The 14,127-nt window shown below is 40.7% G+C and carries 12 protein-coding genes; 3 read left to right on the top strand and 9 right to left on the bottom strand.

Features of this window, described 5'->3' with window-relative positions; genetic code table 11:
* Positions 1-398 precede the first annotated feature (398 nt).
* Entirely contained in the window at positions 399-1,202 is an 804-nt protein-coding gene (locus Q0Y52_RS09395) for an alpha/beta hydrolase (protein WP_297820902.1), read from the top strand.
* A 323-nt stretch (positions 1,203-1,525) separates the two neighbouring features.
* Here Q0Y52_RS09395 and Q0Y52_RS09390 read toward each other — a convergent pair whose 3' ends face one another.
* From Q0Y52_RS09390 to Q0Y52_RS09380, 3 genes are all read right to left on the bottom strand, one after another.
* The gene (locus tag Q0Y52_RS09390) at positions 1,526-2,431 is read right to left on the bottom strand and encodes an oxidoreductase (protein WP_297820900.1); all 906 of its coding nucleotides are present in this window, start codon (positions 2,429-2,431) and stop codon (positions 1,526-1,528) included.
* 67 nt (positions 2,432-2,498) lie between these two features.
* Positions 2,499-3,434, bottom strand: a complete 936-nt coding sequence (locus tag Q0Y52_RS09385) for a glutathione S-transferase family protein (RefSeq protein ID WP_297820898.1) — start codon at positions 3,432-3,434, stop codon at positions 2,499-2,501.
* Between the two features lie 218 nt (positions 3,435-3,652).
* Positions 3,653-5,032, bottom strand: a complete 1,380-nt coding sequence (locus tag Q0Y52_RS09380) for an MATE family efflux transporter (protein ID WP_297820896.1) — start codon at positions 5,030-5,032, stop codon at positions 3,653-3,655.
* 113 nt (positions 5,033-5,145) lie between these two features.
* On the opposite strand from Q0Y52_RS09380, the gene Q0Y52_RS09375 reads away from it, so the two are divergent.
* Positions 5,146-6,018: an AraC family transcriptional regulator gene (locus Q0Y52_RS09375; protein WP_297820894.1), complete on the top strand. Its 873-nt coding sequence runs from the start codon at positions 5,146-5,148 to the stop codon at positions 6,016-6,018.
* A gap of 54 nt (positions 6,019-6,072) precedes the next feature.
* On the opposite strand, the gene Q0Y52_RS09370 is transcribed toward Q0Y52_RS09375, so the two are convergent.
* The 5 genes from Q0Y52_RS09370 to Q0Y52_RS09350 form a co-directional block, all read right to left on the bottom strand.
* On the bottom strand, positions 6,073-6,432 hold the full coding sequence (locus Q0Y52_RS09370) for a DUF2750 domain-containing protein (protein WP_297820892.1): 360 nt from the start codon (positions 6,430-6,432) through the stop codon (positions 6,073-6,075).
* A 362-nt stretch (positions 6,433-6,794) separates the two neighbouring features.
* Positions 6,795-7,958 carry a histidinol-phosphate transaminase gene (locus Q0Y52_RS09365; RefSeq protein WP_297820890.1) on the bottom strand — a complete coding sequence of 388 codons (1,164 nt, stop codon included), beginning with the start codon at positions 7,956-7,958 and terminating at the stop codon, positions 6,795-6,797.
* Between the two features lie 489 nt (positions 7,959-8,447).
* The gene (locus Q0Y52_RS09360) at positions 8,448-9,962 is read right to left on the bottom strand and encodes an Hsp70 family protein (protein WP_297821501.1); all 1,515 of its coding nucleotides are present in this window, start codon (positions 9,960-9,962) and stop codon (positions 8,448-8,450) included.
* Positions 9,963-10,338: 376 nt separating this feature from the next.
* Entirely contained in the window at positions 10,339-11,457 is a 1,119-nt protein-coding gene (locus Q0Y52_RS09355; RefSeq protein WP_297820888.1) for an aminotransferase class V-fold PLP-dependent enzyme, read from the bottom strand.
* A gap of 2 nt (positions 11,458-11,459) precedes the next feature.
* Positions 11,460-12,650 carry a monodechloroaminopyrrolnitrin synthase PrnB family protein gene (locus Q0Y52_RS09350; RefSeq protein WP_297820887.1) on the bottom strand — a complete coding sequence of 397 codons (1,191 nt, stop codon included), beginning with the start codon at positions 12,648-12,650 and terminating at the stop codon, positions 11,460-11,462.
* A gap of 173 nt (positions 12,651-12,823) precedes the next feature.
* Here Q0Y52_RS09350 and Q0Y52_RS09345 point away from each other — a divergent pair, with 173 nt between their 5' ends.
* A complete protein-coding gene (locus Q0Y52_RS09345; RefSeq protein WP_297821499.1) occupies positions 12,824-13,288 on the top strand; it encodes an Lrp/AsnC family transcriptional regulator in 465 nt (154 codons plus the stop codon).
* 373 nt (positions 13,289-13,661) lie between these two features.
* On the opposite strand, the gene Q0Y52_RS09340 is transcribed toward Q0Y52_RS09345, so the two are convergent.
* A complete protein-coding gene (locus Q0Y52_RS09340; RefSeq protein WP_297820885.1) occupies positions 13,662-13,973 on the bottom strand; it encodes a DUF2956 domain-containing protein in 312 nt (103 codons plus the stop codon).
* Positions 13,974-14,127 lie beyond the last annotated feature (154 nt).

Here is a 14,127-nt window from a genome sequence, read left to right as displayed (position 1 = left end):
CTCAACTGCCACGACTAACCTTATCTTTAACGGCAAGCTTATCGTAATAATCGACGGTCAGATTGTTATATGTTTGTCGATGTTTGTCGATGTTTGTCATTTAGCGTGAGTCAATAGGCATATAATAAATTCGTAGTGTCTCAGTTTGAAATAGCCACAATAAAGCTGGGAACTTGCCAAAAATGCTAGGGGAAACTTATTTTTTTAGGAAATGTAAACTTATTAACAGTTTCTTAAGAGCAAATGAGAATGATGTCATAAAAGATAGGATAAAAGTTAGTATAGATCAGTGTAATCATGGCAAACGAACAGGCACGAAGTGCATTGACTATACCGAACATACATACATTCACATCAACGATGCTGAGTATTGTTATCTTGAAGCTGGCGAAGGGCCAATGGATATATTAATTCATGGCTGCCCAGACAATGCTTATTCGTGGGAGCATCAAATTCGTTTTCTCTTACATGCTGGCTGTAGAGTGGTCGCCCCTTTTACAAGGGGATACACCCCGATTAAGGCAAAATCAAATAGCTATTTTGATGGTGCGACGCTAGCGACAGACATTATCGGTTTGGTTAACGGACTCAATCAAGGTAAACCGGTATTTTTAGTTGGGCAAGATGGGGGCGCAGCCAACAGTTATGGGGTATTAGCTGCATTTCCAGATAAAGTGTCACGTGCAATGATTATGGCAGTGCCACATCCAGTGGAAATCAATAGAACGCTGAAACGTTCTTCTCGTCATTGTATTCGCTCTTTTCATTGGTTTCTATTTCAACTCCCGTGGTTACCAGAACGTCTTATTCGTTGGTCAAAATGGCGATTTTTATCTTGCCTATGGCGACTTTGGTCACCGAATTTCAACGATGAGGAGCATGTGGAACAGGTTATTGGTCCAATGCTACAAAACCAAGGTATTGAGGATACGCTTTCATATTATAGAGCAGCGATCCAACCAAAATATCGTGACCCTCGCTATGTACACATCTTTGCGCGCCTTAACGACAAAATCAAAGTACCGACACGCGTGCTATGTGGTCAACAAGATATGAGAAAAGAAATGTTGCCAAGAGCAGCTGATTTGTTTGAAGCTAGTGCAGATTATCAATGGAATTGCATTGATAATGCGGGCCACTTCCTGCACCGAGAACAGCCAGATGTCGTTAATGATGAAATCCTAAAGTGGATTAATGGCTAAATGAATATCACTGGGTTGTATTGTCTGCATATGCTTTACGGGTTCTGAGTCAGTCAACTCAGGTGCAAATTCAAGTACGATGACTTAAGACTTTTTAAAAGCTTCATATGTTGGGCTTTAACAGCAAATTACAGAATAATTTTGTTGTGGTTTTGAAATAAACCTTTCACATCAATACGCTCAGCTGTGCTCGCGGCAAAATGGCACATTTCTAGTGGATGCGCCTAATACCATTGCGTATTCACCTGAATGATAGTGAGTGAAATAGATCCCAGTGAGTCGAAGTGTTCAACTCACTGGATATTTTCAAACCTATATACATCTTATAATTTTGGATCAACGCCAGTCATTTCAATAGACACATCCCATAATTTTTTTGCGACAACTAGGTCGTGACCGCGCCGATTCGACTTGACTTTAATCGCCGGGCCCGCAATCTCTCCTCGCTGAGACGGTCCATAGTATTCGCCACCTTTTACACCCTCCATAGTGGCGGCACATAGGGTTGGCCAAGCACCTTGTTCGGCCGAATTAAAAAACAGTTTTAAAACAGGCATCATTAACATAAAAGGTTTCGGGATGTACCGAGGCAATTCTGTATCGGCAATACCCGGGTGCGCCACAACGGAAAGAGTGTCACCACCTATGGCGTTTAAACGGCGTTGAAGTTCGTAGCCAAAATACACATTTGCCATTTTACTTTGAGCATAACGCGCCCAAGCACTATAAGACTTGTTGGCATTAATATCGTCAAAGTTAATTTTCCCTCTTCTATGGGCAATACTAGCAGTACTCACAATTCTGGCATTGGCTGTGGCACGGATTTTATCGAGTAATAATGACGTTAACGCAAATGGCCCTAAATGATTAATACCAAATTGTGATTCAAAACCATCTTGTGTGTATGCAAGTGGTGGCACCATAATGCCTGCGTTGTTGATCAATACATCCAAGCGGGGTTCTTGATTAATTTGCTGTGCCGCTTTTTGAATGGATACCAAACTCCCTAAATCCAATTCGACAATAACCACGTCTGCTTCAGGGTACGAAGCAAGTATCCTATCTTTGGCCACTTGCGCCTTCAACTGAGAACGACACCCGAGTAATACTCTTGCACCTTTGCCCGCTAAGGCTTTTGCTGTTTCAAACCCTAAACCTGTATTTGCACCCGTCACAACCATTGTTTTTCCTGTTTGATCCGGCACGTGCGCTGCTGTAAAACCTTTCATATTTTTCTCTTTAAACAGTGTTAAGTGGATGAGAGGCATATCACTGTTGGTGAATTTATCACTCTGATTATGCTGTGACTATTTTATAGCCCACGCGAGGAAAGTGTACATACGCCTCCCCCGCCTTTTCATCAATGCGTTTGATCGCAATTTCATCCCTCTTAGACACGATTAATTCGCCGTTTACAGGTGTAATACCATAGTCAATGGGAATGATTTCGACGCGCTGACCAAAGGTAAAGCCATTTACCACTAAAAAATCATCATTAGAAAACAGTATCTTCTGTGCCGAGCCCGCAATCTCAATAGCGGTTGTTGCATCGATACTGGTTTGTGTGCCGTGCCCAATAGCTTTTATAATTTCAAACCACTGATGCAGTTTTGGATAACCTTTCAATAACGGACTCACGCCAGCGTTATTATTAATAAACCACAGGCAGTGATAAATTGAAAAATCTGCAATGCTGATCTGATCGCCACAGATATAAGGGCCCCCAATGCTAAGTTGTTGCTCCATCTGTTGCAGGTAAATGGGTATAAGCTGCAACGCGGTATGTGCATCCATAGATAAACCATTGCCACCATCGCGCATTTTCGCTCGATCGTTCATAAAGGCTTCGATAAATTTTTCAGGCACCTGCTGACGAAACGCTTCAAAACCTGCAGGAGAAAAAGTCAGCGCCACAGCAACACTAAACAAATGTTGGTCAGCCCATTGAGCTAAAGTATTGACGGTGAGTGATAACCCTAGGGGGAAAATACTCTGTGCAGAGAATTGTTCATCAATCACCCTAGCTATTAAACGTGTGTCACAATAGATGTGATTGTCACGCTGCAATACAGGGGTTTTACGATAACCACCGGTCAGTGCCACAAGCTCTGGTTTAGGCATAATTACTGGAATGTTAACTACTTTATAGTGTGCGTTTTTATGCCCTAACAAGGTGCGGATTTTTTCCGAAAAGGGAGAGGCGTCATAGTGGTGCAAAATAAAATCATTCATCGACAGTATCCTTTGTGAGTGTTCTGAGCCATGACACTAAGCTAAATCTGTAAGTGACTATAGCTTGAGTATGCAGTGAAAACTCATTCAAACATTGAATATTCGATTATTGATACTGGCAATAGTGAGGATGAACAAAACATTTATGAGCGTGTCTTTTACACATCGTAAGATTTAACTCTCTAACTAGCCATGAATAAAGCAGACATACCACTAATTTAAGGAGCAGAAGTGGCCGATGGCATATCCACAGTGAGATTGCGCAGCCAGTATTTTGCTTTCAAGCGATACACAAACAAGACTGATTTAACCACCTCTTCTGAATAGGTAATCAACACCACCCAATAAATAGGTAAGGCAAAATAAAATGCTGCGGCAAAGGTTAACGGAATGCCTATTACCCACATGCCAGAAAAATCGATAAGCAAACAGTGTTTGTTGTCTCCCCCAGCTCTCAAAATGCCCATTGAAGCTGTCATGTTAAACACTTTGATACAGGTGCCAAACGTAATAAGCATAAAGATATCATGAGCGACAGCTAGGGTATCCTGATCCAGATTGTCATAGGGCATGAAAACTAAAAATTCTAGGCTCCACATCACCAGACCTAAGAAAAAGGTAACAATAGGTGCGCTGATGGCAAAACCTCTGGCGACAGACCAAGCAGAACTAAATGCGTTTTGTCCTAGTCGTTGGCCCACCATAATCGAACAGGCGGAAGCAAAACCAAAAAAGAAGGCAACAAGCAAACCTTCCAAGGGTGCCATAAGACTCATTACAGCCAGTTCTTGTGTACCGATACGACCGTAGATAAGCTGATAGAAAAAGGTACCCAATGACCAAACACCAAAGCTCAACATCATCGGCCACACTAGTTTAATTAAATGGATCCACTGTGCTTTATCATAAAACTCGTTGCCGATAGGGCGCGTAGGAAAAACAACATGTTTTCTTTTATACAGCCAAAATACAATCAGTGATGCATGAATAGCTCTGGCAAAAAAGGTTGCCCAAGCAGCACCTGCCACACCCAGCGCATCAATACCTAACCCACCATTAATTAGCCAGAAGTTCAAAGCAATATTGATAACAATCGCAATCATTCCAAGCATCATAGAAAACTTTACTTGGCCGAGTCCACGCAAGGCATTCTCAAAAACCATGACCACTAAAACAAACGCTAAACTGGGCATAGTGACCCACAGATAGGCTTTGCCCGTGTTGATGATGACTTGATCAGTGGTTCCCAGCCCAACAATAAGATCACCAAAAGCAAAGGTCAGCAATACCACAGGCAATAAAACCCCAGCGCCAATAGCAAGAGTTTTTATCATGACAGGACTAATACAACCTTTTTTATCTGCCCCAAAATACTGCGCAGACAACACACCCACGCCTGTGGCTAAACCAGACAAAATAATCAGCACCACAAACTGGATCCGGTTACCTAATCCAACAGAAGCAATCGCTGTGTCACCAAGATGCCCCACCATCATAATGTCACTCATTCCCAGCATGGTCACCAAGACACTTTGCAACGAAATGGGCCAGGCAAGTTTAAGGCTTTGCCGCAGTGTTGATGAAGGGGTATTTAACATATTGATAGAAATATAGTCTAAGGCAGATGAGCGATATTTTATAAGAGTGCGAGCAAATAAACATCATTACGAATATCATGTATCATGTCTAAAACTATCATCTGAATAAAAATATGTGGCGTGAAATCCTTAATATAGACCCTAGTTGCAAAGAATATTTCCTTAACTTTAAATCACTTCCTGGTAACGGCAAAGCCTTTATTGCCTATGCAGGTTTATCATATTTAAGAAAGGCCTATCAGATAGGCAAAAGCGGTAAAGGTGAGTATTTCCATGGTAAGAAAAATGACTCAGTTCATGTCCATTACTTAATATCAACCCAGTCAGGTGCAGGCAAACTTACTCTAGAAACAGGCTGCCAATCCATTGCCGCAAACACTATAATGCTGATCCCAGCAGGGACCCCTTTTCTATATGAGCTCGACGCTGATCATTGGGACATGTGCTGGTTATTGTTACATGACTGCCCAGAGTATCAGTTTATTCACCAACTCAAGGCAGGCGTGTGGCAAAGTGATGACACATCCTTGCTGTATCAAACCATGTCACTGATTAGGGATTTTGAGCACAGCGATGGTCGTTTCCAGTCTGACATTCAACTAAGACTCATCGAAGTGTTGCTTTATCAGATTGAACAGACGCTAAAAAAAACACCGACACAAAATGCGCAGCAGCAGCGTTTTCATACTCTGATACGTAATGTGAACAAACAGTTGCAATTGCCATGGACCGTCAGCGCGCTGGCTAATGAACTCCACATATCAGAGCCACAATTTTATCGGTTATGTAAAAAAGAAACAGGCAAGACCCCAATGAAATTATTGACCCAGGCGCGAATGGATTATGCATGCTACCTGCTGCGTTATACGCATTACAGCCTAGAACAAATAGCTGATACTGTAGGGTATGCCGACAGTGCCAGCTTTGCCCACCGCTTTAAACAACTCTTCCAACTTAGTCCTGGAAGATGGCGCAATCATGAATAGGTGATTTGAAATCGATTGCTGGAGGTTTATGAACTTGCCCCCTCACATTCATATTTACAAGGTTTCTAACTTAGCTACCATTTGGCTAAATTCCACAAGTTCCAACTCTATGTATTCACCGCCATCACGCCATTCCACGCCTATAAGCACATTATCTTCGGCTAAGTCTTCTACCCAAAACTCCAACCAGTCAGCTAACGTAATAGCCATAGGTACATAATCTTGCCATTCGTCAACACAGTGACTTTTTGCTAATTCCATACTTGACCATACTGGCATCACATCTGCATTTTCAAAATTAATTGAATCCAGGACCACCCACCCCTCGCTGGCTTGATCTTGTAGCGCCCATAATGTTTGAGTGACTTGTACTTGAGCCATAAAATCGGCAGGAGGTGGGTTGGTATCTGTCATGGTCAGTTTTATCTTGTCTATGTGTGTGGTCAATCATACGGATTTAGTCCAGCACGAACAACGCTAAACTTAGGTTTGTGCTTAAACAAGGTTAGCATTTGATTGGGATCGAGGAAGTGAACGTTATTGAAAATAAATCTATGTATTAACCCCTGTTTTACCTTTATTTAATAACATGGCAAATAACGTCTCATTTATACAGAAATCATTTACGCATGATGCCTTATCTCATAACAGCATTGTTGGGTTTGAATACTCTTCGAATCACCTTCTAATGCACTTGTTTTTTTAGAATTGACTGGTTCAGCTGATGCAGACTTTAGAACAAGAAACCCTATCCTTTTTTCCTAATAAAAGCGACGCTACACCCAACCATTTTGCCTGAATGCCATTAACGTTTGAGTGAATATATTCATCTCATCAGGCGTACCCAAGGATATACGATTCCAGCGATCATCCAGAGTCATTTTTCTGCCTACACGCACACCATTACGCTGCATATGGTCGGTATAATCAGCCAATGGGGCGCCTATTCTGTGCAATACAAAATTAGTATCACTTGGAATATAATCCAGCTCCAATTCATTTAATGTATTGACTAATATCGTTTTAGATAATTGATTGTATTCAATACTCTTTTTATAAAACGCTTTGTCATCCAGTGCTGCTGAAGCGGCAGCGATACCCGCTGCACTTAAGTTAAATCCTGCAGCAAAGGGTGTTATTTTATTCGCTGTTTTTATGGTAGTGATACCGTAACCCATTCGCATGCCAGCCATACCATGCACTTTAGAAAACGTTCGGCTGACTATCACATTATCTTTACCTTGGTTAATTAAATCTAATCCACTTTTATAATTGGGATTTGCTTGAGCGTAGTCAAAATAGGCTTCGTCGAGCAAAAATAAATGTGTATCAGGCGCATTATTTATCCAGTCGAACATGCTCGTGAAATCAACAATGTTTCCGGAGGGATTGTTAGGGTTACAGATATTGATCAACACTGGGCCAGTTTGTGCCATGGCCTGTTTTTTCATGGCAGTGATATTCATCTCGAAATCTTGACCAACAGGGACCTGAATAACATTCATATTTTCTGCTTCGCAATATCCTCTGAGCGCACCAAATGTAGGCGAAGGCTCAATCATAGTGGCGTGCTGCCTGGCCGCATAGGTAGCAATGGCCTGTAATACTTCAGTTGAGCCGTTGCCAAAAATCAATTGTTCTGACCTAACTTGATGATGGTCTGCCAGTTTACTTTTCAATTCATCAACAGAGGCACCTGGGTAACGATTACCATAACGATCAATGGCAATCTTTGCCGCAGACAAGGCATTGGGCGACATCCCAAGAGAGTTCTCATTATAATGCAACAAAAGGGGTTGAGCGTTTTGGCGAAAGGGTAAAACAGAAGTGTTGTGAGCAAATGCAAATGACGTATTGGCCGCCAGTCCTAACCAAGCAGCGCCTAAACCCAATTGTTGTATAAATTGCCTACGAGAAGATTGCATACCCAAAGTCTTCATTGTTTGTACCCCTTTATTTTATTGCAGTAACCTTAAAGGTGTTTGCGCAAAAAAGAAACGACACAAATGATCAAACCTGCGTTTATTGATCCACTGATGATGAGATATGGTGACTAACAAGGGATGCGTCAGCCAAAGTGCTGGATGTCTGTAGATAACAAATGTTTTTCTAGTAACATAAAGCGCCTGCATCAGCACTTGGGGGGAAGAGGCCCGCTTCATTGAAATTCAACACCCCATCGCATATTAACGGCCTTAGCTAGAGTTATTTGTTCAGACTAAAATAACATTCCCATAGATATACATCTGCATTATGCCCATTCAAAAAACAGCTATCCTCTGATCATTCCCTTAGGAATGAAGGTGATATTAAAGATGACTTTTCTAAGGGATGCTGGCTTATTTGGAGAGGTGATAAAGATTGACTATGCTGTTGGGGCGATGATAATTAGCCCCCCACTTATGACACAGCCAGCTATGGGCGGAGCGTTAGGAAATATTGGCACTAGATAATTTGGCTGCTTGAATGCCCAAACCTTCACATACAGAATTAAATGCATCACCTTCCATAAGGGGCAAGCCGGGTAACATGTCTAACAGCTCTTTTTTGACGATAGGCGACAAACTCATACCGCCAGTAACAAATAACATCTCTGGTGGCTCTGAGCTATTTTCTAAACATTCGGTCACTAAACTCTTCACCCTCGCTAACCAAGATTGCATGGAGCGCTTAAGTTCCACGACGTTCAGCTTTACGTCGTAGCCTTCCTCGATATAATGTAATGGTAAGATAATTTCTTCTTTTGAAGACAGTAATTCTTTGGCTAAGCGTGATGAGTTCACTAACCTAGCTGAGAGCTTTTCTTCTTGTACTTCTAATAACCGCTCTAACAATTTAGGCTCTTTAACCAAGGATTTTGTGTTAGCAATATCCAACCAGTACTCTTCTGAGAAAAATCGATTGAGTTTTGGAATATCGTCTACCGCACACATATCAGAAAAATAAGCAGGTGGCACCGGCAAACCGTTATACATCAATAAACCTTGTCCCATCGTTGGGGCAATGGATTTTATGATCAGATTTTTATCGCATTCCATGCCACCCAAGCGCGTTCCGGTTACCGACATAACATCTTGTTGCCGATCGACATTTGCTAATTTTTCTGGTGACAACTTAATGCAGCAAATATCCGTAGTTCCACCACCAATATCCACCACCAGCACGTTAGTGTGTTTATCAAGAGTACGTTCAATCTTGTATGCTGCGGCTATGGGCTCTTCAAGGAAGTCGACTTGTGTAAAACCTGCCATATTTGCCGCTTGGGTCATAATATCGATAGCTTGGTTGTTACCATCTAGCCCTCGCGTACCATGAAAGCGCACAGGGCGACCAATAACAGCAGTATCGACAGACTGCCCTAATTGTTGCTCAGCACTTAAACGGAAAAATTCTAATTGTCTGGCTATCAAACCGACAAATGCCTGATATTGTCCTGCCACTAAGCTGGCACCTAAAAAGTTTTTAGGCGAATAGATTAGCCGACCCTTTTCAGGCGTTTTCAAATAACGTTTAAATCCTTCTTCACCAAAGGCAAACTCACCTGTTTCAACTAACTGTTGCAGGGGCAAGTCTTGCACCGTCATGTTTTCCAACAAAAGTTCGATAGCACGCTCTTGTAAAGCAGGCACATCATGTAATTCAGCGCGCAGCTCATCTATTCTTTCGCTGTGAATACGTTGCTCTCTTGGTTCTGAAGCCTCGTAATATCCGTCTTTGGCTTTATCAATTTTATCAGAAATAGCACGCTTTATTTGCGCGATTTTCGCTTCAATCATGGGGATAGGAGGTGTAGGCAACTCGTCTTTATAATAGATAAAAACCGAAGACCGAATTTTGTTTGCTGCTTCTAGACTAGGATCGAGTTTAACAAAATGATGCTGCTGACCATCAAAATACACCACTTCGGAATTCGAAGTCCCATAATCTATACCTATTGCTGCCATATCCGCCATTCGTCACCTAAAAATTAGGCCGAGGATTGTAAAGTAAAAGGTCATCCAGTTCATTATTTGTTTTGATTGAAATACACACGCACAATGACTGATTGAATCAAATGCGTCTCTGCCTCTGATTTATCATGTTTATAGACTCTGAAAATCGCACAATTTTGGATAAATAAGCAGTCATGGGGTGCTTTTCAAAATACAAAGTTGCTTTCAACCTAGGGTGTTACCCATACCACCAAGATGCAGCTCCGCGTAGCAGTTGATAATTCTATGCTTAGCTCATTAATATTTACTTGTGTATCTTCCGCAGAGGTGACATGGATATAACAATAAGAATGATTATGAAACGATAACAGGTGTACTGAATAATCAATTAGTAGTTTTGTTTAACAACATCAATAAATTGTTGGATATCATCAGTGTCATTATAAATATGTGCAGAAACTCGCATGCCTAAATGGCGAGCATCAACGCTTATATTGGTATGACTTAGTGCTTGCATAATAACCGTTTGTTTATTTTTAAAATCTAAAATCACGGTACCACTGCGTGTTTCAGCATGTAACGGTGACATTATTTCAGTCTCAAATTCATCTACAAGTAAATCGATCATCCCTTGGTTGTGTTTTCTAACTTGGTGAATACCTAACATGACAAAGTAGTGAATTGAATGACAGGCTAGGGCGAAGGGTGCAATAGATGGTGTCCCCCCCCAAAATTTCATGGCAGATTGATTATAGTTAAAGTGGTGAATATCAAATTCAAATGGGTTTTCATGAGAAAACCATCCCACATCTTTTGGTTGGCAATGCTCGATTATATCTGGGTTGACCCATAAATAAGCAGCGCCTGGTCCACCGCATAACCATTTTACACTTGAGCCAATCATGAAATCAGGCCTAACATCTTGCAAATTTATTGGGATCACACCAGCAGATTGTGCAATGTCTAACACTGAAATGATGCCTTGCTCCTTAGCCCATGATGTTATCTCGCGAACGGGAGCCAATTGGCCAGTATTGGAGTAAGCACTCGATACAAATACTAGATCAATATCTGTCGTTAAGTGTTGCTGCCAAATATTGGCATCAGTGATGTCTAAATGTTTGTTGATGAAACGGATTTCAGTACTTTTAGGTAAGGATTTTTGCAGCGCAAAACCCATGCTAGGAAAATCAGTTTCGCTCATTAAAATAACCACATTCTGTTTATTTAATGAAGCAAGGGACATGACTACTTTTGTAAGGCTGCTCGATAAATTAACCTGCGGACAAAACTCTTCAGCCGGTGCATTAAATAATGAACTCAATGCTAATTGAAAATCATTGATCACCTCTAACCAATGCGCCCAAGGTTCTTTTCCAGAGTTTTGCCATGGAGAGAAAAAACTATCTTTGAAGGCTTTCTCAGTGGTTTTTAATGGTCGCCCTACCGAATGATTTAATAGGTAGTTACTATCAGCTAACAAAAAATCTTTTTTGTACTGGCTCATGTTCATCCCTCAGCAAGACTACTTTTTAAAGCTTCTATATCAGCATAACGAGTTCGAATATCATCACGTTGGTGGGCAGCACGTCTATCTCGTAACTTTTGCAACGTGCCTAATAATTCATGCAACGGTGGACCACTGGCGGTAAGTTTCTGCATATGCTGTTGTGCAATACCAGCTGATGGTTTTGTGATGTATCGCTCAACCAATTGATTATGGTGCTGTATTGCCGTAGTGCCATGAAGTTTACATACGTCTAAAAACAACCCCAAGTTTTGTTGATACCACTGTTGTGGGTGACCATGATGAACACCCAAAGAGTGCGCCTCTAAAAAGTCCTCCATTAAGCTGGTGCTGCGCATACATTCACGAAGAATTAATTGATCTTCGGGCATCATGTACAAAAATTTGTCAACTAACATTTGTGAATACGAAGGTTCATTGGCAAAACACAATCCAAGCTGCAGATCGATAACATTAATACCGGCAAAATCCCCAGCATTCGCCCCACGATAGACTTCTTTGCCTACTCGATATGGCTTGTAATAAGGTCGTACACAATTAAAAAATCGACCGGTATCAAGTTTTTGAAATAATGATTTGTTGGACTCAATAACGTCCTTCAAGCCCTGCTTAGCCAGCTGTAACAAGTCAGCAGTCATTGGATGGGAAATACCCAGAGGTTGGATTTTAATCAATGCATCCGCGGCGCGCTTATAGGCCAGAATAGCTTTAGTGTTGTAATCGATGAATACCTTTTCATCATCTAAATGCGTAAACCGCTTGTAACGTCCGTTAAGGGCTTTGTTATGTGTGGTTAAATGGGCAGTGGCAAATCGTGGTGTCACACCAATTGACGCACCAATATGCATCGCTAGGGCGGACGCTTCTATCAAAGGAGACGATTGTTCTCTAGAAGGTTCAGTGATTTCATGGCGTCTACATGCCCCCATATACAGGCCAACATTTCCCAATAAATCAAAGGCATTATCAAACCCATTGTCCGTATTGCCTTCATTCAGCAATGGCAGTATTAAACGACGCCCCTCGCTTTCAAGTTGTTGTTTTAGCTTGTCACCTACATTAACCACGTTGGCCTTATCTTCTTGTTGCCAATAAAGCTGCTCTAACTCTGTGTTTAAATCACAAAAGTCGCTTCTAATCCATCGGTCAAATGCTTGGGAATGTGCGGTCACGTTTTTATCCTGAATTGAGAATAAACTTATTGATGTATCAAGGTTCTAGACTAGCAGGATCATAAAGCAGTAATTCGCTAAAACTCGATGATAAAAATCAGCTTAATAGTGAATTTCAATTAAAAATGCTAATATATTAAAAAATTTCACCCATTAAATGTAGATATATAGTGATTTTAGATAAAAAAGACAGGTTAATTGTTGAAATATTGCAACGCAATGGCCGCATATCTATGTCCGATTTGGCTCAAGAAGTGAACTTGTCTGATACACCCTGTTTGAGACGAGTAAAAAAATTGGAACAAGCGGGTGTGATAGAAGGTTATCAAGCAACGCTTAACCGACAAGCATTTAACTTGAACGTCTTGGTTTATGCCTTTGTAAGATTAAGTGCTAACTCAGATAAATTAGCAACACAATTTGAACAGACGGTTGCAAGCTTAGATCAGGTGTTAGAGTGCTCTGTGGTAACAGGCGCATATGATTATTTACTGAAAATTATTGCCGAAGACTTAGAAGACTATGAAGGTTTTGTTAAAAAATCTTTAGGGAGAATAGATGACATTGCTACTATTGAGTCTACTGTGGTGCTCAAACAAACATTTTCTAGGAATGTATTACCTATCAAAATGAATTAAATGTATCGATTTTTCGTGGGAAGTATTGGCAATATTTTCAAAGGGTGTGCCGGTAAGCTTGAAAAAGTTATCGACTTAAAATGTTGTTTCATTGGTTTCTTCAAATACAACAATGTAATACCCTTTTAACAGAGCACTATTAATATTTGTGTAAACTTTACATCGCATAACGCTATTATGCTTTGTTACAATATTAACGGTCATTTGTTGTTGATGACTCAGTAAGTAACTCCTAGTCTGCCAACAAATGTATGTATATAAAAACGATATAGGCAGATGTAAAACACATCAAATCCCGCTCAGAATTTGACCTGTTGTTGCACTGACAATTGCTTACAACGATCCTCTATACCTTGATCTGAAACGTTAAGTGTTACAAAATAATGTAAGCGAAAAAACCTAACCAGCTTAACGTCAGTAAAACCCATGGCAAAGGTTTTATAGAATTATTAGATGCCTCTTTCACCGTTTCGGTAGATGCATTATCTCGCTGTTTTATTTTTTGTTTACGCTGTTTATCTATTTCACGTAACTTTCTACCCTGCTGTTTTTTATATTCAGCAATGCCCTTCTCAATACCTTGGGCAATCAACTTAGTTTGTTCTTTAGTTTGCCCCATTTTTTGGGTGCTTTTGGCCATTTTTATCGCTTGCACTGCAACTTCAGGTGATACTTTATGTTTCATTTTTGAATTTAATATATTAAGACTTGTGACCAATATTAGCAGTTTATGAGTGTATTGAAGACAAGTACTTTTCACTGTTTATCATCTTAATAGCCTTAATTATTTGTTCAGGCAAAAAATCAGAGTAACTTAATTCTAATTTTTTGGTTCATGG

Source organism: uncultured Paraglaciecola sp. (genome assembly GCF_943787955.1).
GTDB lineage: Bacteria > Pseudomonadota > Gammaproteobacteria > Enterobacterales > Alteromonadaceae > Paraglaciecola.
This window is presented reverse-complemented; position numbering and strand designations above follow the sequence as displayed.